Origin of the sequence: Marasmitruncus massiliensis (genome assembly GCF_900186535.1) — a bacterium.
GTDB lineage: Bacteria > Bacillota > Clostridia > Oscillospirales > Ruminococcaceae > Anaerotruncus > Anaerotruncus massiliensis_A.
This window is the reverse complement of record NZ_FYDE01000005.1, coordinates 1,749,823-1,774,380: the sequence shown is the minus strand read 5'-3', so window position 1 is coordinate 1,774,380 and position 24,558 is coordinate 1,749,823. Positions and strand designations below refer to the sequence as shown.

Sequence of the window (24,558 nt, the reverse complement as noted above, 5' to 3'; positions counted from 1 at the left end):
AAGTGCCAAGAAAACAAAGACATGGCCTGCAATTACCGATATTTACAGACTTTTGAGGAACTAGGTGAATATAGATTATGTAAATCTCCATTGTCTGATAAGATAAAACAGGCAATGGAGATTTTATTATAGCAGGGAAAGAAAAAGCAGGTTGCAGCAAATAATCGAGGAATATGGACCGGGAAGACTGAGACTTGCTTTAAAAGTGACGCCATCACGCAAAGGCGCTTAGCCTCTCCACCTGGATCTGCGGCAGCAATGCCTCGAGATCTTCTCCACGGAAACTGCCGGTTTCCTGCGTGAGCGCATTAGCGGTGGAAATGGCCACGGCATAGCGGATCCGCTCCGGCAGAGCCATTCCCCGCGCGAGGCCGACCGCGAATCCGGCCACCATGCTGTCGCCGCAGCCCACCGTGTTCACCACGGGCACATTCGGAGTGATGCCACGATAAACGCCCTCGCCGCTCACTACAAGCACGCCGTCTCTGCCAAGGGAGACCGCCACAGTATCAACACCGCCATCGTGCAGCTGCCGCGCAGCAGCAATCACCTCCTGCCGAGAGCTTACTGTTTTCCCAAGCAATTGGCAGATCTCGTCCGCGTTGGGCTTTATAAAGGTTGGATATGCGCTCAGTGCGGCACGAAGCGCCTCGCCGCTTGAGTCCAATAAAACGGGTTTTCCCGCGCGCCGTGCCAGCTCCACGAGAAGGCCGTAGAAATCAGCCGGCACGCCTTTCGGCATGCTACCGGAGATCGTGACAATGCGGGATAGAGGGAGCTGCGTTTCAAAGTCGTGCAAAAACGCGGCGAGGTCGTCCTCTGTCACCAAGCTGCCCGGCTCAAGGAACTCCGTGCTTTTGTTGGTTGCGAGATCGCGCACGTTGATACAGCAGCGCGTTTCGGCGTTGATGTGCGTAAAACGTTTTTCAATGCCGCGTACGAAGATCAGGCTTTCGAACAATCGCCCGTTGTGCCCTCCTATAAAACCCATGGCCGTAACCGGCTCTCCGGCCAACGCTGCCACGCGGGATACATTCAGACCCTTTCCCCCCGCGGTATTGTTCACTTCCTTGACGCGCATCACTTTGTACGGGTCCAGATGGTCTACAACATAGGATTTATCCACCGATGCGTTGAGTGTAACTGTCAAAATCATGTGATCGTCACCTCACCCGTTCATCAGCATAATCTTTCCATGGACCCTTTCGGGATGACGGAACTCTGCAAACGCCTCTGCGGCTTGCCGCAGAGGATATTTTTTAAAGATAAAATCCGGATCGAATTTCAATTGTCCGGTAGCAAAATAGTGGGCCGTAAGAGTCCATTCCCTACCCGGAAACGGCGAGGAATAACTCATCCAGCTGCCGGTGAGCTTAAATTCCTTGCGGTTCATATTTTCCCACTCGCGGGGCGTAAAGCTCATATCTGTGTGCGGCGTGCCAATGCAACATACATGCGCTTTGTTGGACGCCACCTCAAAGCCAATATGGATCGTGGCAGGATTTCCCGCTGCTTCAAACGCATAGTCGAATTTGTATCCTTCCGTGATTTCCATCGTCCGCTTTATGTAGTCTTCGCTTTGGGTGTTTACAACTTCGTCCGCGCCCATGCGCTTTGCAAGCGCCAGTCGTCCTTCGTCAATGTCGAACGCCACCAGTTTTTTCGCTCCGAATATTTTCGCCCACTGCAACGTGAAAATCCCAATGGTTCCGCACCCCAGCACCGCAACGCACCCGCCGCCCTGGTAATCACTGCAAAAGAGCCCATGCAGCGCCACAGTGGACGGCTCAAACATGGCCGCCTGCTCATATGGGATACTGCTGTCATACTTCACCGCGTTTTTCTCCGGCATCACCACATACTCCGCAAAGCTTCCCTGCTCCCGGCTTCCTATAAAGCTGTAGTGTCTACATAGGGAAAAATTTCCGTTCTGGCAGTCGGCACACTTCATGCACGGCAAAAGCGGCGCGCCTGAAACCGTATCACCCACCCGGATAGTCGTGACGCCTTCCCCGACCTCCACTACGTCACCCGAAAACTCATGCCCGAGCACCACGGGATAGAAATGCGCTCCATGGTTGAGCACCCGGGGCACATCGCTGCCGCAGATCCCCGTTGCGCGCACATGTACTTTCACCGTGCCGGGCTTTACCGATGGTGTTTCATAATCATCGTAACGAATATCTTCGTTCGCATATAATACTGCTGCTTTCATATTATCGTTTTCCTATTCATCAAAGATTTCAAATTCTCATATAGCTCACGATAGATCTGATAGGTACTGCTGTACACCGCCAGATTCGTTTCGCACGGTTCGTAGGCACACCGGATATGCACGGTACGGCGCACCGCTTCATCAAAGTCCGCATATATATTCGTGCCTACACCTGCCAGGATGGCGGCCCCAAGAGCCGTTGCCGTGTCGGATGATGGCACCTCAATGCGCTTGCCCGTTATGTCCGCTTTAATCTGCATCCACAGTGAACTGTTTGCCGCGCCTCCCATGGCACGCAAGGTTTTGGTATGGGCGCCCGCCGCTTCCGCCACCTCCAGATTATGTCGCAGCGAGCAGGCCACGCCCTCCATCACCGCGCGCGCAAAATGTGCGCGCGTTTTGGAAAAGTCAATCCCGTAAAAAACGCCCTTAGCCTTTGCGTTCCACAGCGGACTTCGCTCACCCGCGAGATATGGCAGAAATACGAGTCCTTCACTGCCCGCCGGAATATCCGCTGCACCCCTGTCCATCTCCTGAAAAGGATTCGTTCCGCTTTGTTCTGCAACCATATGCTCTGCAGCGCCGAATTCCTGTAAAAACCAGTTTACTGCGCCGCCACCGCCCACCGTTCCTCCCTGCAGCAGCCACATTTGCGGCACTACATGCGGGCTCAGAATCAGCCGTTTCTCCGCGCGGGGGGCGCCGATGCAAATGCTCATGCCCCCCGCCTGGCCGCCCTGTTCCTGCGTTTGGCCGGGTCCTGTCACACCGGCGCCGAGGGTTCCGCACGCCGCGTCAAGGCCACCCGCAACCACAGGCGTGCCTACTGCAAGGCCGGTCTCCCGCGCTGCCCTGACGGTAATCCCGCCAATCACGTTGTGACTCTGCACAAGCAAAGGCAGCAGCTCCGGCCGCACGCCAAGCTCTGCGCAGAGCTCTGCGTCCCAGGTTTTCGCAGCCACGTCATAGCAGCTCCAGCCGTATCCCTGGCTGTGTTCCTGGGAGCAAACACCGGTAAGCCGGTAGGCGATAAAGCTGTTTGACTGCAATATTTGATCAGCTTTGGTATAGACCTCGGGTCTGTTCTGCTTATACCACAGTACCTTGGGCATGGTGTACATTGGCTGCAAGGGATTCCCGCTGACGGAAAACAGCTTCTCACAGCCACATAATACTTTCATTTGTTCACATTGAGGGACCGCGCGTGTGTCGAACCAAATAGGAGTGCGGCAAAGCACGTTTCCCTCTCGGTCTACCGCAATGGCACTCCAACTTTGTCCATCTACGCCCACCCCCTGCACATCCCGCGCGCACACACCTTTTTCCAGCACTGCGCGGATCGCACGACATACAGCTCTCCACCATTCTTCAGGGTCCTGTTCGGCCCAGCCGGGCTGCGGGTAGTAAACTTTGTAGTTTTCCGTAGCCTGCGCCAACACCTTGCCATCTGTCGTAAAAGCTGCCGCCTTACATGCGGAGGTTCCAATATCGATACCGAGCAGCACCTCACCCATACGTTCACCTTCTTACGCCTTGCCGTCGCATCCGCACACGCGGATGCGATTTTTGACGAGTTCCTTCACTTTCTCGCGGGCGATCTTTCCGTATGCCTTTGGGTCAAAGGTCTCCGGGGCCTCTCTCAGCACTTCCTTGATACCGTCGGAATAGGCGATGCGAAGCTCGGTTGCAAAATTCACCTTGCAAATGCCGCGCCGTATGCACTCCCGTACCGCTTCGTCGGAGAGACCCGACGCTCCGTGCAGCACCATGGGTACCGTAAGCATGTTGCGTAATTCGCTGACGAGCGCGGTGTTGAGCACCGGTGTTGTTTTGTAAACTCCATGCGCCGTACCCACACCCACCGCCATGCTCGAGAGCCCGGTCTCCGCTTCGAAGCGAATCGCTTCGGCAGGGATCGTATAGCCTGCGTTTTCGCATACGGTATCATCTTCCTTCCCGCCTACCCGGCCGATCTCGCCCTCAACGGGAATGCCCGCCGGCATGCACATATCGACAACACGCTTCGTAAGCGCAATGTTTTCCTCCAGGGGCAGATGGCTTCCATCGATCATGATGCTCGTATATCCTGCACGGAATGCCCGAGCACAGAGTTCAAAGCTGCTGCCATGGTCAAGGTGCATAACGACCGGAATTTTCACCTGGTCGGCAATTGCTTTTACGTTTGCACAGTATAGTTCAAGACTCGCATAACGTACGGTGGAGGGCGTCGTTTGTAAAATCACGGGTGCCTTCATTTCATCCGCCGCCATTATAGTGGCCTCCGCCATCTCCATATTTTCCACATTAAATGCGCCGATGGCATAACCGCCTTTTTGCGCGTCCGACAAAATTTCCAGCGAACTCACCAATGCCATAAAATATTTCCTTTCTATTGCCGTTAATCGCAAACATGTATTACGCTTCAGAATTCGTACTTGTATTCCAAAATGTAATCCATATTTTTCATAATGGCGTCGTCGAAATTTTTCTTCATGAGCTCTGCCTTCAGCTCCGCATAATGCGGTTCGCTCCACAAGTTATGAAATTCGTGGGGATCCTCCTGCAAGTCGTACAGTTCTCCATAGGGACGGTAATGGTAATTGACGATCTTGTAGCGTCCGTCAAAATACATGGTACCGTATTCCCTGTCCACATTTTTGACGCACCAGTAATATTCTGAATAAACAGATTCTTTATGCTTGTGCAGCGGGGCCTTGCCCTTCAGCAATTTGGCGAAACTTTTGCCCTGCATATATTGGGGCACTTCTTTTCCCAGCAATTCCAGGATGGTCGGCGCAATGTCCACCAACTCGATCAATGCCTCACTTACAACATTTTGCTGAATGATGCCAGGCAAAGACATGATAAGAGGAACATGGACAAGGCCTTCATAAAAATAGACACCTTTCCAATATACGCCGTGATCACCGCACATATCGCCATGATCGCTCATAAAAATAACAAGCGTATTTTCCCGCTGGTCAGTGCGGTCAAGATATTCCATCAACCTGCCGAACTGATCGTCAATCAGCTCAATTTGCGCGTAATAATCTCGAATATATTCTTTTTTGTCGTATTCACTTTTTTTGGTGATAGATTCTGTCGATCCATTTTGCCCGCCAATATAATAGTCCTTTTGTTGGATAGGCGTTTTATTCCAAAGCTCGCCATCCTCCCACAGGGGAAGCGGCATATCCTCCACTTTCAAGCGGTCCTTATATTCCTGAGGCGGATCCAGCGGCGGATGCGGATCAAAAGGATTGATACTGACCAGCCACGGCTTTGATGTATCTTTGCACGTTTCGATAAATTCGATTGCTTTTTCAACACACCAGGTTGTTTGGTGATATTTTGCCGGAACACCTACATCCTTTCCTGTAAAATTAGGGTTTTGTTCCGGTGGGAATTTTGCCAGACTGGTGTAGCGCCCGCCATAAATATCTTCCCATTTAAGCCCCTTTTCCTCCAACCAATTTTGGTAACAGTTGATCCCCTTCGGCCAGTCGTCATGGGGATGATGACTCCACTGCATGTAGCTATAACCATCATCCGTACGGGCCTCCATTCTTCCGCAAGCTCCCGTCAGATGGAGTTTTCCTGTCAGGCCACAGGTATAGCCCTGGTCTGCAAGCATCTTGGTAACCAGTACTTCATCTTTAGAATAAACCTCGCTGCCGTTATATGTATCGCGTGTCGCGCGCGGATACCGCCCGGTCAAAAAGCAGGAACGGCTCGGCGTACAGACCGGGGACTGGGTGTATGCGCGTGAAAAAGCAACACCCTCAGAAGCGAATTTATCGATATGCGGCGTGTGAATATAAGGATTTCCCATACAGTGGATGGTGTCCCATCGCTGCTGGTCTGTACAAAACCATACTACATTTAAAGGTTTTTTATCCATGATTGCTCAACTCCTATTTTCGGCTTACCACCATTTAATCAAGCGCGTAACTTCATTGCGCATTTCAACAAATGCAGGATCCGCGATATCGCGCGGACGGGAAAGATCATTTTTGAGAATCGTTTTGACCGTGGTAGGCTTGTTGGTAAGGACCATAACATGACTGGACAGATAGACTGCTTCCTCCACATTATGCGTAATAAACAACACGGTGGTACCGGTCATTTTCCATAATTTTACCAACTCGTCTTCCAGTTTGAAACGCAGATCTATGTCCAATTGCCCGTAGGGTTCATCCATCAGCAGCAGTTCTGGCTCCGTTGCGAACGCGCGGGCAATGCTGACTCGTTGCAGCATACTGGCGGAAAGCTGCTTGGGGTAATAGTTTCGATAATCTGTTAAGCCTACTACGTTGAGATACTTTTCCACAAGTTCTCTCTTTTGATCTTCCGGGCAGTGCTTTATCTCCAGCCCAAAGGCAACATTTTGCTCTACTGTCAGCCACGGCATCGTGGAATCGCCCTGAAAAATGTAGGAAATGTTCTGTACCTTGGGATCTACCGGCTTTCCGTCTACCAATATTTCTCCGGATGTGATGTCATATATCTTCGTCAGCGTGTTCAGAAAAGTTGTTTTTCCGCACCCGGTGGGTCCAACGACACACAATAGCTCTCCACGCATGATATCAAACGATACATCGTTCAATACCAGCAAATCGCCAAATTTTTTAGTCAGGTGACGTACCTGAACCTTTACATCATTTTCCATAAGACTCTCCTTATGTTGAACTGTTTATCGTCGCATCGATCTCTTTGCGCAAATGAAGAAATTCCTGGGACGTGTAATTTCTAGGGCGGGGTAAATCGATCTCAAACTCTTTGACAATAGAACACGGGCATGGACTGAGAACGATGATGCGGTCTGCAAGATACAATGCCTCTTCAATATTATTGGTGACAAAAACAACTGTCCTCTTTGCCGTCTGCCAGATGCGTTCCAGCTCTTCCTGCATCAGGTAACGCGTTTGAGCATCCAATGCACCAAATGGTTCATCCAGCAGCATCACTTCCGGCTCAATACAGTATGCGCGCGCAATGCCCACACGCTGCTTCATGCCGCCGGAAAGCTCTACGGGGAAAGTGTTTTCAAAGCCCTGCAAGCCGACCAGATCAATATATTTCTGCGCGCGCTTTTGACGTTCTTCCTTTTTAACACCGGCCATCTTCAGTCCGTATTCAACATTTCCCATCGTCGTCAACCAGGGGAACAGTGCAACAGACTGAAAAACCACTCCACGCTGCGGTCCGGGTTCTGTCACACATTTTCTACTTACCGTCACCGTACCGGCGGTGCTTTTCTCCAGTCCGGCAATCATATTCAAGAACGTCGTCTTTCCACACTGTCCCGGCCCGAACAGGACCACAAACTCATTTTCCTGTACATCCAGTGAAATATTACGAATGACTTCCTGATCTCCGCCAGGCGTGCGGAAAGTTTTGCAGAGATTGTCGCATTGTATTACAGGCTCTATCTTTTTCCTTTGTTCCATCTGCATAAGATGTCCTCCATTCTTCTCATGACCGCAACCAGAATAAAGCCGACAACACCAATTGCAACAATGCCCACGAGGATTTGCGTCATGTCAAGATTCGTTTGTCCGGTGACGATCATCCATCCCAAGCCCTCTGTAGAACGTACCATTTCTGCCGCGAGTACCGTTGTCCAACTGCTGGACATTGCCACCTGCAAACCCGCAAAAATTTGCGGCACCGAGGCAGGCATCACGATTGTAAAAAATATTTGAGATTTGCTGGCGCCCAGCATTTTAGCCGCACCGATTAATTGGGGGTCGACGCTTTTGGCACCAGCCCATGCATTCAACGTCACATTGCAAAAAGAGGCCAACACGATCAAAAAGACTTTTGCTTGAAATCCAAGGCCAAACCACAAAATAGAAATGGGTATCCAAGCGATGGGGGGGATAGGACGTATCAAACGGAATATAGGAGTAATAAACGCTTCTACTACCCTATTCCAGCCCATTGCCAGACCCACTACAACCCCCAGTGCAGAGCCCAAAATATATCCCGTCAATACGCGCAGCAAGCTGTAACCGATATGGATCCACAGAGTATGCCCGCCGATGGAACGCGACACCATACTTTTTAAAACCGCGCCGGTCACAGTGATCGGACCGGGAATCATTTTGCCTAATTCAGATACCGAACAACCAATTTGCCATAATAATAAAAATGCAAAAACGGAAACAATGCCGCAGATCCAGACTTCAGGTGTTTTCTTCTTTTTCATTTGGCATTCATCCCCTTTGCAACTCGAATCTCCACAAGATGCAGTAATTCATCCAGCAGAGCCCCCGTCACGCCGATGCAGATCATTCCCACCAGCACCAGATCGGACCGGCTGATCGATCGGCCAATCTGAATGAGATAGCCTAAACCACTGCTGGAAGCCAGAAGTTCAGCTGCCACGAGAGCGGACCAGGCAGATCCCATCGCCACACGAAGGCCAGTAAAAATCATCGGCGTTGCCGTCGGAATCGCAATTTTAAAAAGCTTTTGCGCATTGCTTGCCCCGAAAACATCACCCACCCACAAATGAACGTCAGAAGTCTGTTTTATGCCAGTGTAAGCGTTGACTGTACTGGGGATCAGTACCCCCAGGAAAATCACAAGCGCTTTGGGCAACACGCCTATACCAAACATCAAAATGAACAGCGGGATCCATGCAATTCCTGGGATAGGACGGATCAAGTCAAACAGAGGACGTGCGAACATGTCAAATTTTCGAAACCAGGCCATTAGTATGCCAAGCGGTACCCCCACGATGACGCCCATGACGTATCCCCAAAGCGCAACCTTAATGCTGTTGAAAAAGTGCACTGTCAAGGTTGCCCCGTCCGGAGCGGCCGTCGTGAATTTTTTGATAAATGTGCTAATCGTTTTGGTCAGTTTCGGGAATGCTGATCCGCTTACCATGTTGAGAATGTCTACGCATAAATACCATGTCAACAAAATTAGCACAATGGACAGGCATGAAATCAACAAATATTTATGGCGCGCTAATTTTTTCATTTTTACCTTCACTTCCTAAAAGTATGGAGGAATTCAAATGCAACATCTGAGTTCCTCCATTTTGCATAATAAATCGGCTTCCGATAAATTCAGGTTAGGTCGCCTGCTTATGCGCATCCATCAAGGTTATTACAAAGGAAGGATCAATACAGTTCTTAGTATTCTCCACACCCTCATCCTCAATGGAATCCACACTATTGTAGAATTCTGTCAAAACGACCATACCATAGCCGAATTGATGTTCCGGCGTGCACAGCGTATCATAAGTATTAAAAGTACGGGAGTCAATTTCTTGCAACATATCCTCATCCGTGTAAGTATATCCGTTTTCTGCATACCACTCCATACCAGCTTTATACCATAACGAATCCGGGTCTTTTACCAGCATGTCAGCCGCTACATAGTAGCAGTCCATAAAGGCCAAAATGTCAGCAGCGCGGCTCTTGTCCATCATATCATTCTGGCAGTACACCGCATCCGCGATCATGCAGTCCAGAATATTATTCAGGTCGCATACTTCCACGTAGCCCGCATCAGTAAGCTGCTGATTATACGGGTTTGTGGTTGCAATTAAATCCCCATTACCAGTGATAAAAGCTGAATATGCATCCGCATATTGCATGTTTGTGAATTCAATGTCACTCGTTTCCAGACCGAGTGCCTTCACATATTGCAGTGTAAGGAAATGAGAAGAGGTATTTGAGGGGGCCAGAACCACTGCGTTTTTAATGGTTTCAGCCGAGCCGAGTACACCGTCGATGCCAGAAGAGGTATCGCTCGCATATGCGGCGTCCGGACGTCCGAAGATCTTCTGCCCGTAGTAGGACATGCATCCGTCGCCAATGTAAGTGTATTCACCGGTAGCAAGAGCAAACGCGGATGCCCAGCCACTGACAGCGATATCAAATTGCTTTGCAGCCATCGCCTCGTTGATGGGGGTTCCGGAAGCAAAAATGTCGATTGACACATCCAGCCCAGCCTTTTCAAACAACCCTTTTTCCTTGGCAATGTAAACAGGAAGTCCCAAAGGCATGGCCATGGTTCCTACAGAAATCGTTTTTCCGGTAAGTTTAGTCCCTGCAAGCGCCTCGATGGTCTCGGGCGTCAGAGTCCCCTTCTCTGTTAATTTATACTGGTCAGCGGGTAGCGATGCCGCTACAGATTGGGATGCCACTTCTGATTGGGATGCCGATACCGGTGTCGATGCAACACTTTCAGACTGGCCGCTACAGGCCGTGATCGAGAGCGCAAAAGCAATTGCAAGAACAGATGCGATTAACCTTCTCATTTTCAATCCTCCAAAAATTAATTTTTGTCCGCGAATACGAACTTCACCCCGCATCCAATGTTCGAATACTGTTTGATGATTGTTCGGATTTTGATCGCGCTCTTATTTTTACATTTATATTTGCACGAGTCAATATAATTTTGCAAAATAGTGTTTGGATTTGGTTAAATTTGTTTGGGTGCACAACTCAGAAATGTTTGTTATGTGCGAATTGCTATTGCATCCAAAAAGAAAAGATGTTATATTAATATCAAACATATACGAATTTGTATTTTGACTTTTTTCTGTAGCGACTTGCTTTCGCCTGTCAACAACTGGGTAAATTAAACAAATTCAACAATCATTGGGTGAAATGAATGAAACGAGAACGATTGGCACAAATTTACGACTACATTGAAAATCACGAAAATGTAAGCACCCTTGAATTGACTGCGGCTTTTCAAGTCTCGGAGATGACAATACGCAGAGATTTGGCCGCCTTAGAAAAACAAGGAAAAATCTCACGCTTTCACGGCGGAGCCAGCGTTCGGCAAAGCGAGAAATCCGAGGCCGCGTTTGAGCTAAGGATTGGTGTAAATTATGAATGCAAGGCGGCGATTGGGCGCCACGGTGTGGAATATCTTCAAACACATATTTGCTCAAACCACCCGAATTCTATTTTTTTAGGTTCTGGATCGACCATTTATTGTATGGCCAAACAAATGAGTCCCGGCCTTTCCGTTCCCATCATTACGGATAATTTATATATCTCTACCATTTTAGCAGCATCGGATAAAAACACCGTAATAATGGTCGGCGGCCAACTGATTCTTCCTTCGCTCAATGCAACCGGCTATATCGCAGAAAAAATGATTTCCGATTTTACGATTGATTGTGCCTTCATCAGTTCCTCCGCTTTAGATGAAAACGGAAATCTATATGCTTATAACTTGTTGGAAGCCGGTGTTTTTTCTACTGTCATTTCTTCGTCAAAGCATGTGGTCGTACTGGCCGACCACACTAAACTGGGCAAGAAAAATCTTGTTCACGTTTCTGCTCTCAATCAGCACTTTACATTGATTACAGACAGTCATACTCCGGAAGAGTATCTGTCCTATTACAGAAATCTTGGTACCGAGGTAATCGTTGTTTCCAATCCTGAGACCATGTGATGCTGGTGTCTGCACGGTTAAACTTGGTCTGGAATCACAGGCTAAACAAGAATTTGTAGAGGAAGCTATGCTAATACCTCGAAGAGGAAAGACTTAATCCTGCTTGGGAAATCGACGCTGAGTCAGAGGAAAATCTGACCCCAGTTGTGGATATGGCCTGTCCATTGGAACGTGACATCCTAATATCAAGGTATACCAGCCTGCTGATCTGCCTTTTTACTATTATTAAAGTTATCATTAAGCATTGGAAAATATAATAGATTTAATTTTTTACAATCAACTCAGTCTGAGATATTTCGGTGCAGCCTTGGGATGAAGCTAAATCCGGAAAACAGATCGATCAAAAAGTCCCGCATCATCCCTTGGGAGGAGATTGAACTGCGGTACGCCAAACTTTTTACGAACTAAAAGAGCAGTTAGCCAAGTCGCTTCGGTTGACAGTGGCTATGTGCAACATTAGGCTGAACGGTTATTGTGACGAAGAAGCAGCACTCTAGACCTAGAAAGGGCCATTCTCCAATACTTCTGCAGATGACCGCCGTTCGACCCGTTGCTGATAGCGTACTTTCACAAGCGGCTGACACCAAAGATGCTGGATGAGATTAATGAAAGGAAAAGCTGCTCCAGCTGTACCACAGGTACGCTGAAGCAGCTTTTCGGTCGATTGCTCGTCTACATTGGGATCATTTTATAAGCATAACCCGGAGCGCCAAAACGCCGTTCGAAAGAGCAAGGTTCTCAATGTACATTCATGATAGTCCACGCACCCAGAGCAGAAAGAGGGATGTCGGATTGCGGTATGTAGGCGTGAATGTTCCGAAAGTAACCGTCATATTTCAGAATATCCGATATAGCTTGCTGCACGGGCATATTGCCCGCAATCACCACTTCGGTCTGTGGCCCGACGGTCAGGGCACCAGAGTTCCGAATGCTGGTCACATCACTCTGAAGAGCCACACCTAAAATGTAATTTGAAAGCATCTCAGAGCTTTGCCCGGAAAATTGGCTAAGGATACGGGCCGAAAAGCATGCCCGACCTATACCGGTTTTCCTTGCGGTCTCGTAGCCCAAGAGTACCATTTGGCGGTCATAGGTTTCCGCAGAAGCAAATTTCCGATTGACTGCATCTGCGATTATGGTATCGTTTGTAATGCAGGAAAGCAATTCACCGCTGATGCTGGTAAGGCATCCGGTGATTTTCCCACCGGCATTCACTGAAACAAATTTCATGTGTGAGCCCGGCAGTAAGAACAGATATTCCCGTCCCTGAGGGAATATTTCCATAAGTGCGGCGCTCTCAACTTCCTCACCACGCATAATATCCATAGACTCGAAATTAGTCAGGTCAACCGTTTCAACGGCATTTTTGACGCCGGGAATAAAGGTGATGGGTACGGAACAGACTTCGGGAAGAGATACTTGTTTCGCTGCGGCAGCCAAATCGCCGATACCGACAGGAGCCACACAATGGGGAATCTCCACCAGCCCAACGTTGGATGAGATCATGCCGCTTGCCAATACGCTCTTTAAGTCAGATTCCCCGAGTCCGGACTTGGACAGGACTTCATGGATACAATCCTTTACGCCCTCCCTGAGTTTCCTGTTGTTGCCGTCGATGGCGGTATTGCGCACGCCGACCTCCCGCTTTGCCCGGGCGACTACCCGGCGGTCATCATTCCAGAGAAAGGCGCGTGTATTGGTAGTACCGCTGTCGATCGTGATGATGTAAGAGCCCATCAGCTTTTCTCCTTTTCCATTACTGCGGCAGCTTTTCAGTGAAGCTGCGCGCCAATTTGCATAGGCCTTCAAAGTCGCCTTTCTCGATCAGTGAACGTTTCACGATTGCGGAGCCGATTCCAATACCGGCCACGTTTGAAAGAGCCAGATAGTCGTTCATGTTGGCCAAATCCACTCCTCCCATGGGCAAAAGCGGGATATGTCCCAGAGGAGCCGCCATGTCTTTTAGATAGGGGATACCAAGCTTTCCCGCCGGGAAGAGCTTGACCATAGAGGCTCCGGCCTCCCAGGCTGCCGCGACCTCGCTCGGAGTAAAAGCGCCGGGAATGGAAGGAACATTCAGTGCGCGGGCGGCTGTAACCACGGTGGGATCAAAATGCGGGGACAGAAGGTATTCCGCACCGGCCTCCACAGCCACTTTAGCCTGGTCAGGAGTCAGGATGGTTCCGGCGCCGACCAATATGCGATCGGTAAATTCTCGGCGAACGGCTGAAATGGCATCTGCGGTCTTAGCTTCGGTATTTGGGTCCGCTTGGTCAAAAGTGATTTCCAGCAGACGGATTCCTCCGTCATAAAGGGCGCGGGCGGCAGCCGTTACATCCTTCGGCTGAATCCCCCGCAGAGCGACGATGATGCGATATTTACGCACCTGTAAAAGAATATCTACCATATTTCAAACCTCTCCCCCTTTCATATATCATAAAAGGTCCACATTAATCTTGACTACAACTTTGCGGTAATGGCCCGGTATTCCTGCGCACACGCCGGGACGGTGTAAATCGCGCCGAATAATTGCAATCATTTTATACCCCGGTATAGCGTTAATTACCCGTTCCCGCATATCTATTACAAACCTTCTCTACCACTCTGCGATGGAACCGTCTTCATGCCTCCAGATGGGGTTTTTCCAGTTGTGGTTATGTACCGCTTCTTCCAGTATAATCTCCTCGTTCAAGACAACTCCCAAACCGGAGCGGACTGGTGGGCATATTTTCCCCTGTGTTATAGCAAAGTCGTCTTTATTTACTACGTAATCCATCAGGCCGCGGCCAACATTGTAATGGATACCTGCGCTCTGCTCCTGGATGACCGCATTATAAGTCGTAAAATCGACAGCCAGGCAGGCGGAAAGCGCAATTGGCCCCAGAGGGCAATGCGGTGCCAGTGCAATGTCATAGCATTCCGCCATCGCAGCTATCTTACGCACCTCGGTAATTCCTCCCGCATGGGAGAGATCAGGCTGGATAATATCCACACCACCAGTTTGCAGTAACCGTTTGAAATCCCAGCGGGAATATAGACGTTCTCCTGTTGCAATCGGGATATTACAGGCTGCGGCGATTTCAGGAAATGCTTCCATATGATCCGAAAGCACCGGCTCCTCCAAAAATAACGGATCAAATTCTTCCAGTTTTTTGGCAAGCACTTTCGCCATTGGTCGATGAACCCTTCCATGAAAATCGATGGCAATACCAAAGCCTTTTCCCACCGCTTCACGGATTGAGGCTACGCGCTTTAGCACTGCGTCTATCTTCTCATAACTGTCTAGATACTGCAGCTCCTCTGTGGCATTCATCTTGACTGCTTGGTATCCCTGCTTTTTCTTATCCAGAGCAGCGGCGGCTACATCAGTAGGCCTGTCACCCCCAATCCAGCAGTATGTTTTGACTGTATCTCGACATTTTCCTCCAAGCAAATCATATATAGGTGCGTTATAAAACTTGCCCTTTATATCCCACAATGCCTGATCAATACCGGAGATGGCACTCATCAGAATCGGTCCGCCCCGATAAAACGCCGCCCGGTACAGAGTGGTCCAGATATCTTCAATCTGTCTTGGGTCACGACCAATCAAATAGTCACTCATCTCATGTACCGCAGCCCGAATTGTATCTGCCTTGCCTTCGATGATAGGCTCTCCCCACCCGGTAATGCCTTCATCTGTTTCTATTTTTAAAAAACACCATCGAGGACGAACATTGTAGGTTTTTATATTTGTAATTTTCATTTGGTTACGCCTGTTTTACGGCTCTCCTCCATTCTAGATACTTCTTGAGAAATGGCCATGCAATGGTAAAAAGGGCTATCAGCAGAAATAAAGCGCTAATCGGTCGCGCAATAAATGTGCCGAAACTGCCATCAGACAGGATCAACGCCCGCCGCAAGTTTTCTTCCGCCAATGGACCAAGCACCAGTGCAATAACCATTGGCGTAAGCGGAAATTCAAACTTGCGCAGGAAATACCCCACGATACCGAACCCAACCATGATAACAATGTCAACAACTGTGTTGTTGCCCGCATAAGCACCAATGACACACAATACCAACAAAATAGGAATCAAGATTTGCTGAGATACCCGGGTTACCTGCACAAACGCTTTGATAAAGAGCTTACCCTGCAAAAACATAAATATATTTACAATCAAAAGCCCAACCATAATGCTGTAGACCCAGTGTTTCTGTTCCACGAACAGTTGTGGTCCCGGCACAATTCCCTGCATCATTAACGCGCCAACCATAATTGCAGTGACGGTATCACCAGGTATTCCTAATGTGAGCAGTGGAATCATCGCAGAACCGGTTACCGCGTTGTTGGCGCTTTCCGGTGCCATAATGCCATCAATATGACCAGTTCCGAACAGCTCGGGCGTTTTGGAGCATCGCTTCGCCTCGTTATAACTCATAAAGGCAGCAATAGAAGCCCCTGTGCCTGGCACCGCCCCCACAAAAGACCCAATCAGGCTGGACTTTACCAGTGTGTTACTGTAAGAAAAGAATTTCTTGATAGAGAGGCTTTCTTTTTGGTATTGCATGGCGGTACTGCGGGCTTCCCTGCCGGCCTTCATCTTAACCAGCAGCTCACTGACTGCGAACAGACCAACCATAGCGGGAATCATGGTAATGCCTCCCCATAGTGCATTGACGCCAAAGGTAAAGCGGGCATTACCCGAAATTCGATCAACTCCGACCGTGGTGAACAACAGACCCACGATTCCCATCAGCAGTCCCTTACCAAGTGATTTACCACTGATCCCGGAAATAATGGTCAATCCAAACACAGCTAGGCTAAAATATTCAGCGGGCCCAAATTGCAGCGCTAACTTCGCAAGCAAGGGGGCGACAAACAAAAGCAGCAATGCGCTGAAGACTCCACCGAATGTGGAGGCCTTGAGAGCAGAATCCAGCGCAAGACCCGCATGTCCCTTCTGCGCGAGTGTGTGACCATCCAGCAGCGTAGCCGCCGCCGCAGGCGTGCCCGGCGTTTTAATAAGAATGGCAGTGATAGAACCGCCATAAACCGCGCCGCAGTACGCTCCCAGAAGCAGGAGTACGCCGGTGACAGAGTCCAACCCGTAGGTTAGGGGGAGTAAGAGCGCAACGCCTATTGCAGAGGTAAGGCCAGGCAGAGCTCCAACCATAATCCCGGCTGCCAGACCGATATTCAGGAACAATAGGCTTTCCCAAGTAAAGAGTGATGCGAAGACGCTTCCAATCACATCCATTAGTTTTCCTCCCTATAATTGAACCATCAAAAGATAACGGAATATACAGTACAGGATTCCACTTGCAACATAAACAGCAATATAAGAAGGAATCTTGCGTACTCCTTGTAGCAGCAAAACAGCGGTTACAATGATTGCAGTTGTGGGTATAAATCCGACTGGTTTAATCATCAGAGAATATGCAACCATGAAAACCGCCATGAGCACTACCCGGATTGTACCGGTTTTGTCCCCCGCAGGTACTGCCTCCTCATCCTCCTCGGCAGGAGTATTCTCAGTAGTGCCCGCCAGTACCGCGGCAAGATTGGTTTTACGGTTCCCGACCCAGGTTGTGATCGCGCTACACGTACCGACAAAAATGAGAAGAAGCGCAATCAGCCTGGGAAAAAGGCGCGAATCAACTTGGAACCCCGGTTTCCCAGAAATCAACTGTGGAATGGCAAACCACAAAAGAATACCAAACACCACAAATGCAGCATAAAAGATCAGGTCATTTCTCGTTTTTTTCGCCATATCCACCCTCCTAAATCATCCAGTCGCAAAAGGGATTATGTACCGTCTTGCGACCAGGTATAGACAAAATTCGATCTCTGGGTAGGACGCCACACCGCTGTGCCCATTGATAGTAGAATGAAACAAGTTCCTCCAACACATCTTTATGGGTGAGAGCTAGATCATTCAACTCACAACGGTCAGCTTCCAGGTCGTAAAGTTCCCATGCCTTGGGGTATTCGCATACTGCTTTCCATTTCCCCTTGCGAACGCCACCATTGCCCTGATGCTCCCAAAAGAGAGGGCGCCCTTCCTGTTCTTTAGCAAACAGGTTGCAACCCTCCAACGGGATCATTTGCTGCTCTTGGTGTTTTTGGGGATAATTTATACCCGCTACCTCATAAATTGTTGCAGCAATATCCGTTATTTGTCCAGGCCGGTGGGAGATTTCTCCTGCTTTTGCATCGGCTCCGCGCACAATCAGCGGGGTTGCTATGCCACCTTCATGTACCCAAGACTTGTAAAGGCGAAAGGGTGCATTGGAAAGATTCGCCCAATAAGTATATGTTTGGAAGGTGTCCTCGCCTCCGGGCATGTGGTCTTTGTGGTTACCCACCAAAATGGGATCTTTTTCACGCGTCCAGGCATACGGGATAATATCAGCGCCGGGTTGTGGATGAGCTTTGATTTCCTCATTGCAACCACCATTATCCGAAAGAAAAAAGATCAATGTGTTGTCCAACTCGTCCATTTCTTCCAATACAGAAAGAATCCTGCCAATTCCCTGATCCATTACATCCAGTTGGGCCGCATATACTTCCATACACCTGGCGTACCATTCCTTATCCGCTATATCTTTCCACGCAGGAATTTGTGGATCTCTGGGCGATTCTGCCCATGCCTGATTGATAATACCCAGCTTAACCATTTGCTGAAGCTTGCGTGTACGTAAAACATCCCATCCCTCATCAAAGTGCCCTTTGTATTTGGCTATCACATTTTCGGGCGCTTGTAGGGGCCAGTGTGGAGACGTATAGGCTACATATTGAAAAAATGGGCTTTCAGGATAAGCCTGCCGGTGTTCGCGGATAAACTTGACTGCGTTGTCGGTGATGGCATCTGTATAATAAAAGTCCCGACCGACAATCTCCTGTTCAATATTCTGATTGTCCCGCATCAGCGTATGCGGGTTATAATAACTACCGGATCCAGCCAGCGTTCCAAAGTGATGATCAAAACCACGATGCAAAGGCCAATTTTCATTTTCGTTGCGGGTATCACCCGACAGATGCCATTTACCTGACAGATAACTTCTATAGCCTTTGTCGGTAAGAACCTGCGCAATGGTCATGCACTGCTGATTCAAAGTACCTGGATATCCCAATGGGCCGTCATTGTAAGTCAGAATACCAATCCCAGTCTGATGAGGATGCAAACCGGTGAGCAAACTGGCCCTGGATGGTGCGCACCGGGGGCAGTTATAGAAATTTGTGTAACGGGTCCCTTCCCAGGCAAGACGATCAATATTTGGCGTCTCAATCAGGCCCCCATAACAGCCGATATCGGAATACCCCATGTCATCACATAAAATGAGCAGAATGTTCTTTGCTTGATTCACAAGATCTCTCCCCCTGGTTTATACATTTTTTAAGTGCGGTTGCCGTTTATAACAGGCAACCGCAAATCATTTTTACTGGTTCTTAAGTCCCAATTGTTCAATAACAACTCTGTACATTTCACTTTCTCTTTTCAGTTGCGCCTTGAGATCCTCCTCTGAAATATCATTAGGCGTTGAATAGTTAACCTTCAAAAACTCTTTGAAAGAGTCGCTGTTTTTTGCTTCTTCCACAGCACTGCGAATAACTTCAACTATTTCATCCGGAACTTGGCTATTCACTGCAATAAATTTCGTAGCGCTGATGTCAATATCATATCCTTGTTCTTTAATCGTGGGAATATCCGGGGCCAGTTCAGAGCGTTCCGGGGAATAAACGCCTAGGATTTTTAATTCCTTGGAACTTACATAGTTGTTAATTTCGCCCAAGTGAGCTGTCAGTGCGTCGATATGTCCGCCTAACAAGGCAACCACTGCGGAATTTGCACCATCAAATGGCACATGATCGGCAGAGATATTCAGCTGTTTGTAGAGAACCTCTTGTGCCAGATGAGGAACACTACCCTGGCTAGAGCTGCCAAATTTCAGTGTGTTGCCGCTTCCGCTGGCAAAGGCATCCTTTAGCTCCTGTACTGAACTCCATGGGGCATCCGCTTTGACCACCAGGAACAGAGGCTCATAGGTCAAGGCAGAAATATACCGAAAATCATCTAAGTTGTATTGAACATCCAAAAGATGGGGTTGTGTTTCAAAAGGTCCTACCATACCCAGCAGAATCGTATGCCCATCAGGTTTGGCTGTCAGGGCATCCATTGTTCCAATTGCGCCGCCCGCGCCGGTACGGTTGACCACGACTACAGGTTGTGAGAATTTCAGCTCAGTTGCCAAGGCACGGGCAAGCAAGTCACTGCCCCCGCCAGCTGCGGACGCAACAATGATCTCAACATTCCGCGTTGGGAAATTGACATCTGTTGCGCCGGTTCCCCCAGCATTCGATTCTGATGAGGGCTCCAATTGCTCAGTGGAGGCAGAAGATGTGGCTTCGGGGGACGGTGGAGAGGACGGTTGTCCGGCTGAGCCACAGCCGGCAACGGTTGCCAATAGAAGCGTTGACAGAAATGTTGCAATCAATTTTTTCATAGTACATTTCCCCTTTCTATTTTGTGAGTGCGAACGACACTTGATCGTTGTACTACATGATACTACATTAAAATAATTTAAATGTCAATAAAAAAGCTATTGATTCAATAATTTTGTAGCATATGCAAATAATGAATTGATTTTATTGACATATTTATTCGAATGCTCTATAATTACCTGTATAATATAGGACAAGAGAATAGTGGGTGGAAGGGTCGGAGCGGATGGATATTATACCTATCGAAAAGAAAAATTTGGTGGATGAAGTTTACAGTCAGATGTCTGAACAGATTTATTCCGGCCAATGGCATGAAGGAGATAAGCTTGCCTCTGAAAATCAGCTCTGCGAGCTCTTTAACGTTAGCAGGGTAGTGATCAGAGAAGCTTTGCAACGATTACGTACCCAGGGGTTAATTGTCACTCGCAGGGGCATGGGCTCCTATGTTTCCAATCCCAAGAATTTTCCATCGGGGTATCAAGCGCCTGCCGCAAATGCTACGCTGCAAATATCGGAAGAAGACTTTACCAGCTTTCTTGAATTTCGTTCCTGTTTTGAATTTCGGGCGATTGAATTATCGATCACAAATGCAACCGCAGATGATTATGCTGAGATTGGAAGTGCTTTGCAGCGAATGAAAAAATCTGTGGGAGATCTTAATTCCTATTCACAGGCCGATTTAGATTTTCATGCTGCGATTATAAAGAGTGCGCACAATGTCTTTTTTACACAAGCTGTAAAAAGCTGCCAAAATATGATTTTGTTTTGTTTTAAAGAAATGAACCGGCTTCATGACAGCCAAAATTGGGGCATTGAAACCCATAGAAATATTGCTGAATATCTAGTTGCAAAAGATGCTAAAAATGCAATCAAAGTTATAAAAAAGAACGATGAATATAACCTAGCACGACTTGCTGTATTCTTTAAACAATCGAGTTCTAAATGAATGGGTTTGTGTAACAATCAAAATAGCTGTTACAAAGTGTTCATACAAATAAGTCTGTAGTCAACGATTGCAGACTTATTTGTATTTAATCTTTAGTAAATGTTTGTACGTTTGTAGGAAATACAGTCTATAGCAATTCCAATAATTAAGATTAACCAGCCATAGCAAATCAATGATGAATATCAATCTGATATTGCATTGAACATGCTCTAGCGGCCTTTAAATCTTCCATTGTCTGGCCAACAATAAAATCTCGTTCGAACTGCGCAATCGCGCTAATAAGCATAAACAGCAACTTCCCGGTGCTAGTGAAGTACTATAGACTCCTTGAGGCTCACCAGATGAACTCTCTTGAATTGGAACAGTTCAGTTAGTTCAATCAAGTTCTCGGTACTACTGCCCAACCTTGAGCGCTTTTTGGTCACAACGGTATGGCCGCAGACGCATTCATCAGAGTCGTCGGTACTTTTTCGGATAGTAACTTTGCTCAAATGCTTGGCTGCTTTATTGTGCAGTGATGAGCCACTTTGCCAGTTAGTTTTCTATCCAATGTGCAAAGAACTTACAGCATTTACCATGCCTGACACCCGTAAAACCACATTTATAGCCACTTTCCAAAAACAAGGAGAGACTTGATAAACTTACAAAACCTCCTATAAAACCGCTAAGGTCAAATTGGGGTGGTAGAGGCCGTGGGTTCAAGTCCCGCTATTCGGACCACTGCGAATGACCCTCAAGTGGTCATAACGACAAAGACAGGCTGATGATGTCAGCCTGTTTTTGTCTATAAACCTTTCTTGCAAGTCATTCAAGAATATGATATTATTGGAAAAATAGTATTGTTAATGAGATGATTTGAGTGGAAACTAAAATGTACATATTTAGCCTTAATTATTCCGAGAGAATGAAAGAAAAAGTATTTATAAAAGATATTTTGAAACGATATGACTCTAACACCCTAGTGGGCTGTGGACTTTTTGTAAATAATAATCCATATAATCCGGAAATGCTACTGTTTGCCTCTTTTGAAAAAGGCGTAGATGATTTTGAATCTTTTATAAAAAGCAATTATCCAAGTAAAAGAAGAATTTTCAACTATTTTATTGATGATATTTTTGAATCTTTTCAGAGTTGTGGCTACAATTCCGCAACTTTTATTGATGAGTCTGAAGTTGATTCAATTATTACAGATAACCCAAACTTTTTATTCCTATTCCCAAGCAAACAAAAAATGAATTCAATATGGAAAACAAACTCGGGCTTCAAAAAAGCATCTAGAATATTTTTATCACACTCAAGCAAAGATAATAAAATCATGGATGATATATTCAATGAGCTACAAAAAAGCGAAATACATGCATGGTATGATAAGTATAAAATAGAACCAGGAGATAGCATAACTGAAAAATTGAATGAGGGTTTGGACAGAAGCGATATAGGTGTAATATGTATATCTAAAAGTTTTTTAAATTCACCCAATGGTTGGACTAAAAATGAATTAAATTTCTTTGTCCAGCGAAGAATGCACAATTCAGATAAAGCTTTTATTATCTTTAATATAGATGTACCACATGAAGATCTCCCACCACTTGTGCAGGATTATAAATATATAAATTATAAAGAAGCAGATTCAATAAATGTTCTTATCGAGACATTAAAGAAAAAGTTGAAATTATTGTAAGCGTGTATAACTAAGAGTCATGTCTAACAGATGAAGCGAATTCCAACACGGTATCAAAAGGGCGTTTCCCACGGTTTCTGTAACCCCTGTGAGGTCGTTGGGTGTTATAGTGGACGAGCCACTGGTCTAAGTCCTCCTGCAGCGCCTCCACATTTTCATAAAAGTTCTCACGGAAAGCAATACGAAAAAACTCGTCCAGCACAGTCTTATTGAAGCGTTCAATAAAGCCGTTGGTTTTGGGGGATTTGACCTTTGTCCGCCGGTGCTCGATGTCGTTTAGGGCAAGGTAAAGCTCGAATGGATGGTTCTCGGTTCCACAGAACTCCCTGCCATTATCGGTCAAAATGGCACCGACAGATAGTCCGTGTTTCTGATAAAACGGGAGCACATCATTATGGACCAGCGCAGCGGCACACTCCGGCTTTTTGCCGGTATGAAGGAATCCAAAGGCATAGGAGCCGTATGTATCAACGCAGGCATGCAGATATACTTTTCCGACCCCTTTCAGGTTACCGACAAACATGGTGTCCTGGCACAAAAGTTCACCTGGGTGCGACGATTCCACATGCCGTTCCTTGAAACAGGGGTTGTATTTTTCTATCTTAGCCACCTGCTCGGCAGTCAACTCTATGCCTGTCTCCAGATGGCGTTCTTCCACCTTGAGCCAGCGATCGTAGACACTCGCCATGTCATTGCGGGTGAGGATCTTTTGTACGGTAGGAGAACTGACCGAAATCCCTTGCAATTTCAAAAAATCAGACAGTTTCACGCAGCCCCAGGACGCATGAGCGAGGCTGCATTCCAGAATAGCAGCTTCTGTTTCGGGGGTTGTCTGATTGGGCTGCGACTTGGGAATAGGCGGCATGTCCTTGAGCCCCTCCAGCCCATGCGTCTGAAATCGCCGCTTCCATTCATAGAAGCTCGTCCTGTCCATACCCCCGCGACGGCATGCTTCAGAGATATTCCCGAGCATCTCGGCCATTTCCAATACGCTCAGCCGCTGCTTTGCTATTTTGATTGTCGGATCTTTTTCTACAATCTTTCCTGCCATCTTTATCTCTTCCAACATCAATATATCATCTGTTTTGATGTTAGACAAGACCATTAGTCATACAGTAAGCGTAATATTCGTTTGCCTGATGCCAAAAGCCTTTATTTTATGCGGATTTCCGAGTTTGTCGCTATGAACACTCGTACCAAGAGGAAAGCCCGCAAATAGGCTTGTAATGCTTGTTTACGGGCTTTCTTTTTTCTCTCTTTCTGGGAATTCTAACACAAATGCCTACCAGTTCTGACCAAGTTCTAACAAATATGTTCTGAATCCTTTTATGCGCATCTTAGTTATAAAAAACGCGTCAAATTCTTAGCAGTCCTCCGATAAGGATGTTTACGAAAATCATAGTTGTTTAGCACACAGCTAAACGATTACCGATGAATTGTAAATAATCTTTATTGGAAGATTTGTTTTATGGCAAACTTTGAATTTGAATAGACAGAGATTAATGAATTGCTGTACCCCAATATCGAAATTGGCGGAATAGCCTAACCCCGTGACTTGGGGAAACATGGGCTTCTCCGCCTGAACTATCTGCACGAATATCACGAATATAAGATAGAGATATATCGTGAGCTACTTCTCACTGACAGAGCATTGCGCCATCATTGACAAGATTGCCTTTGAGATGTCGGAATGGATTCAGACAGAATAATTGAAGCGTATCCAAATTTCTACATAGGCACAGATGATAGCAGATGAGATTGTAGCCGCAAAAATGATTTGTATACTGTATATAGAAAAT

Annotated in this window: 21 protein-coding genes; 3 read left to right on the top strand and 18 right to left on the bottom strand. The window is 47.3% G+C overall.

Annotation, left to right across the window (positions count from 1 at the left end):
• Window positions 1-214: 214 nt before the first annotated feature.
• The 10 genes from pfkB to C1A10_RS16585 form a co-directional block, all read right to left on the bottom strand.
• Entirely contained in the window at window positions 215-1,156 is a 942-nt protein-coding gene (gene pfkB, locus C1A10_RS16630; RefSeq protein ID WP_101911316.1) for a 1-phosphofructokinase, read from the bottom strand.
• 12 nt (window positions 1,157-1,168) lie between these two features.
• Window positions 1,169-2,215: a galactitol-1-phosphate 5-dehydrogenase gene (locus C1A10_RS16625; protein ID WP_101911315.1), complete on the bottom strand. Its 1,047-nt coding sequence runs from the start codon at window positions 2,213-2,215 to the stop codon at window positions 1,169-1,171.
• Window positions 2,212-3,729 (bottom strand): xylulokinase, encoded by a 1,518-nt coding sequence (locus C1A10_RS16620; protein WP_101911314.1) that lies wholly within the window; start codon window positions 3,727-3,729, stop codon window positions 2,212-2,214. Before C1A10_RS16620 ends, C1A10_RS16625 begins: the two co-directional genes overlap by 4 nt.
• A gap of 12 nt (window positions 3,730-3,741) precedes the next feature.
• On the bottom strand, window positions 3,742-4,590 hold the full coding sequence (locus C1A10_RS16615; RefSeq protein WP_101911313.1) for a class II fructose-bisphosphate aldolase: 849 nt from the start codon (window positions 4,588-4,590) through the stop codon (window positions 3,742-3,744).
• 47 nt (window positions 4,591-4,637) lie between these two features.
• Entirely contained in the window at window positions 4,638-6,116 is a 1,479-nt protein-coding gene (locus C1A10_RS16610) for a sulfatase family protein (protein WP_101911312.1), read from the bottom strand.
• Window positions 6,117-6,140: 24 nt separating this feature from the next.
• Window positions 6,141-6,884: an ABC transporter ATP-binding protein gene (locus C1A10_RS16605; protein WP_101911311.1), complete on the bottom strand. Its 744-nt coding sequence runs from the start codon at window positions 6,882-6,884 to the stop codon at window positions 6,141-6,143.
• Between the two features lie 10 nt (window positions 6,885-6,894).
• Window positions 6,895-7,671, bottom strand: coding sequence for an ABC transporter ATP-binding protein (locus C1A10_RS16600; protein WP_423241423.1), 777 nt, complete (start codon window positions 7,669-7,671; stop codon window positions 6,895-6,897).
• A complete protein-coding gene (locus tag C1A10_RS16595) occupies window positions 7,644-8,426 on the bottom strand; it encodes an ABC transporter permease (RefSeq protein WP_101911310.1) in 783 nt (260 codons plus the stop codon). The genes C1A10_RS16600 and C1A10_RS16595 overlap by 28 nt, the downstream gene beginning before the upstream one ends.
• Complete coding sequence (locus C1A10_RS16590) at window positions 8,423-9,208, bottom strand: ABC transporter permease (RefSeq protein ID WP_101911309.1); 786 nt, start codon at window positions 9,206-9,208, stop codon at window positions 8,423-8,425. Before C1A10_RS16590 ends, C1A10_RS16595 begins: the two co-directional genes overlap by 4 nt.
• 94 nt (window positions 9,209-9,302) lie before the next feature.
• The gene (locus tag C1A10_RS16585) at window positions 9,303-10,496 is read right to left on the bottom strand and encodes an ABC transporter substrate-binding protein (protein ID WP_180951195.1); all 1,194 of its coding nucleotides are present in this window, start codon (window positions 10,494-10,496) and stop codon (window positions 9,303-9,305) included.
• A 356-nt stretch (window positions 10,497-10,852) separates the two neighbouring features.
• On the opposite strand from C1A10_RS16585, the gene C1A10_RS16580 reads away from it, so the two are divergent.
• On the top strand, window positions 10,853-11,647 hold the full coding sequence (locus tag C1A10_RS16580; RefSeq protein ID WP_101911307.1) for a DeoR/GlpR family DNA-binding transcription regulator: 795 nt from the start codon (window positions 10,853-10,855) through the stop codon (window positions 11,645-11,647).
• A gap of 738 nt (window positions 11,648-12,385) precedes the next feature.
• Here C1A10_RS16580 and C1A10_RS16575 read toward each other — a convergent pair.
• From C1A10_RS16575 to C1A10_RS16545, 7 genes are all read right to left on the bottom strand, one after another.
• Window positions 12,386-13,384 carry a 2-dehydro-3-deoxygalactonokinase gene (locus C1A10_RS16575; protein ID WP_101911306.1) on the bottom strand — a complete coding sequence of 333 codons (999 nt, stop codon included), beginning with the start codon at window positions 13,382-13,384 and terminating at the stop codon, window positions 12,386-12,388.
• Between the two features lie 19 nt (window positions 13,385-13,403).
• Window positions 13,404-14,054, bottom strand: a complete 651-nt coding sequence (locus C1A10_RS16570; protein WP_101911305.1) for a bifunctional 4-hydroxy-2-oxoglutarate aldolase/2-dehydro-3-deoxy-phosphogluconate aldolase — start codon at window positions 14,052-14,054, stop codon at window positions 13,404-13,406.
• A gap of 189 nt (window positions 14,055-14,243) precedes the next feature.
• Window positions 14,244-15,392 (bottom strand): galactonate dehydratase, encoded by a 1,149-nt coding sequence (gene dgoD / locus C1A10_RS16565; protein ID WP_101911304.1) that lies wholly within the window; start codon window positions 15,390-15,392, stop codon window positions 14,244-14,246.
• Between the two features lie 4 nt (window positions 15,393-15,396).
• Complete coding sequence (locus C1A10_RS16560; protein ID WP_242968961.1) at window positions 15,397-16,887, bottom strand: tripartite tricarboxylate transporter permease; 1,491 nt, start codon at window positions 16,885-16,887, stop codon at window positions 15,397-15,399.
• A gap of 12 nt (window positions 16,888-16,899) precedes the next feature.
• Complete coding sequence (locus C1A10_RS16555; RefSeq protein WP_101911303.1) at window positions 16,900-17,400, bottom strand: tripartite tricarboxylate transporter TctB family protein; 501 nt, start codon at window positions 17,398-17,400, stop codon at window positions 16,900-16,902.
• A 10-nt stretch (window positions 17,401-17,410) separates the two neighbouring features.
• The gene (locus C1A10_RS16550) at window positions 17,411-18,997 is read right to left on the bottom strand and encodes an arylsulfatase (RefSeq protein WP_207654736.1); all 1,587 of its coding nucleotides are present in this window, start codon (window positions 18,995-18,997) and stop codon (window positions 17,411-17,413) included.
• A gap of 72 nt (window positions 18,998-19,069) precedes the next feature.
• The gene (locus C1A10_RS16545; RefSeq protein ID WP_101911302.1) at window positions 19,070-20,134 is read right to left on the bottom strand and encodes a tripartite tricarboxylate transporter substrate binding protein; all 1,065 of its coding nucleotides are present in this window, start codon (window positions 20,132-20,134) and stop codon (window positions 19,070-19,072) included.
• Between the two features lie 224 nt (window positions 20,135-20,358).
• On the opposite strand from C1A10_RS16545, the gene C1A10_RS16540 reads away from it, so the two are divergent.
• Together C1A10_RS16540 and C1A10_RS16535 are read left to right on the top strand one after the other, a co-directional pair.
• Window positions 20,359-21,078, top strand: coding sequence for a FadR/GntR family transcriptional regulator (locus C1A10_RS16540; protein WP_145997756.1), 720 nt, complete (start codon window positions 20,359-20,361; stop codon window positions 21,076-21,078).
• A gap of 859 nt (window positions 21,079-21,937) precedes the next feature.
• Window positions 21,938-22,759 carry a toll/interleukin-1 receptor domain-containing protein gene (locus C1A10_RS16535; RefSeq protein ID WP_101911300.1) on the top strand — a complete coding sequence of 274 codons (822 nt, stop codon included), beginning with the start codon at window positions 21,938-21,940 and terminating at the stop codon, window positions 22,757-22,759.
• Window positions 22,760-22,769: 10 nt separating this feature from the next.
• On the opposite strand, the gene C1A10_RS16530 is transcribed toward C1A10_RS16535, so the two are convergent.
• On the bottom strand, window positions 22,770-23,825 hold the full coding sequence (locus C1A10_RS16530; RefSeq protein ID WP_101911717.1) for an IS481 family transposase: 1,056 nt from the start codon (window positions 23,823-23,825) through the stop codon (window positions 22,770-22,772).
• Window positions 23,826-24,558 lie beyond the last annotated feature (733 nt).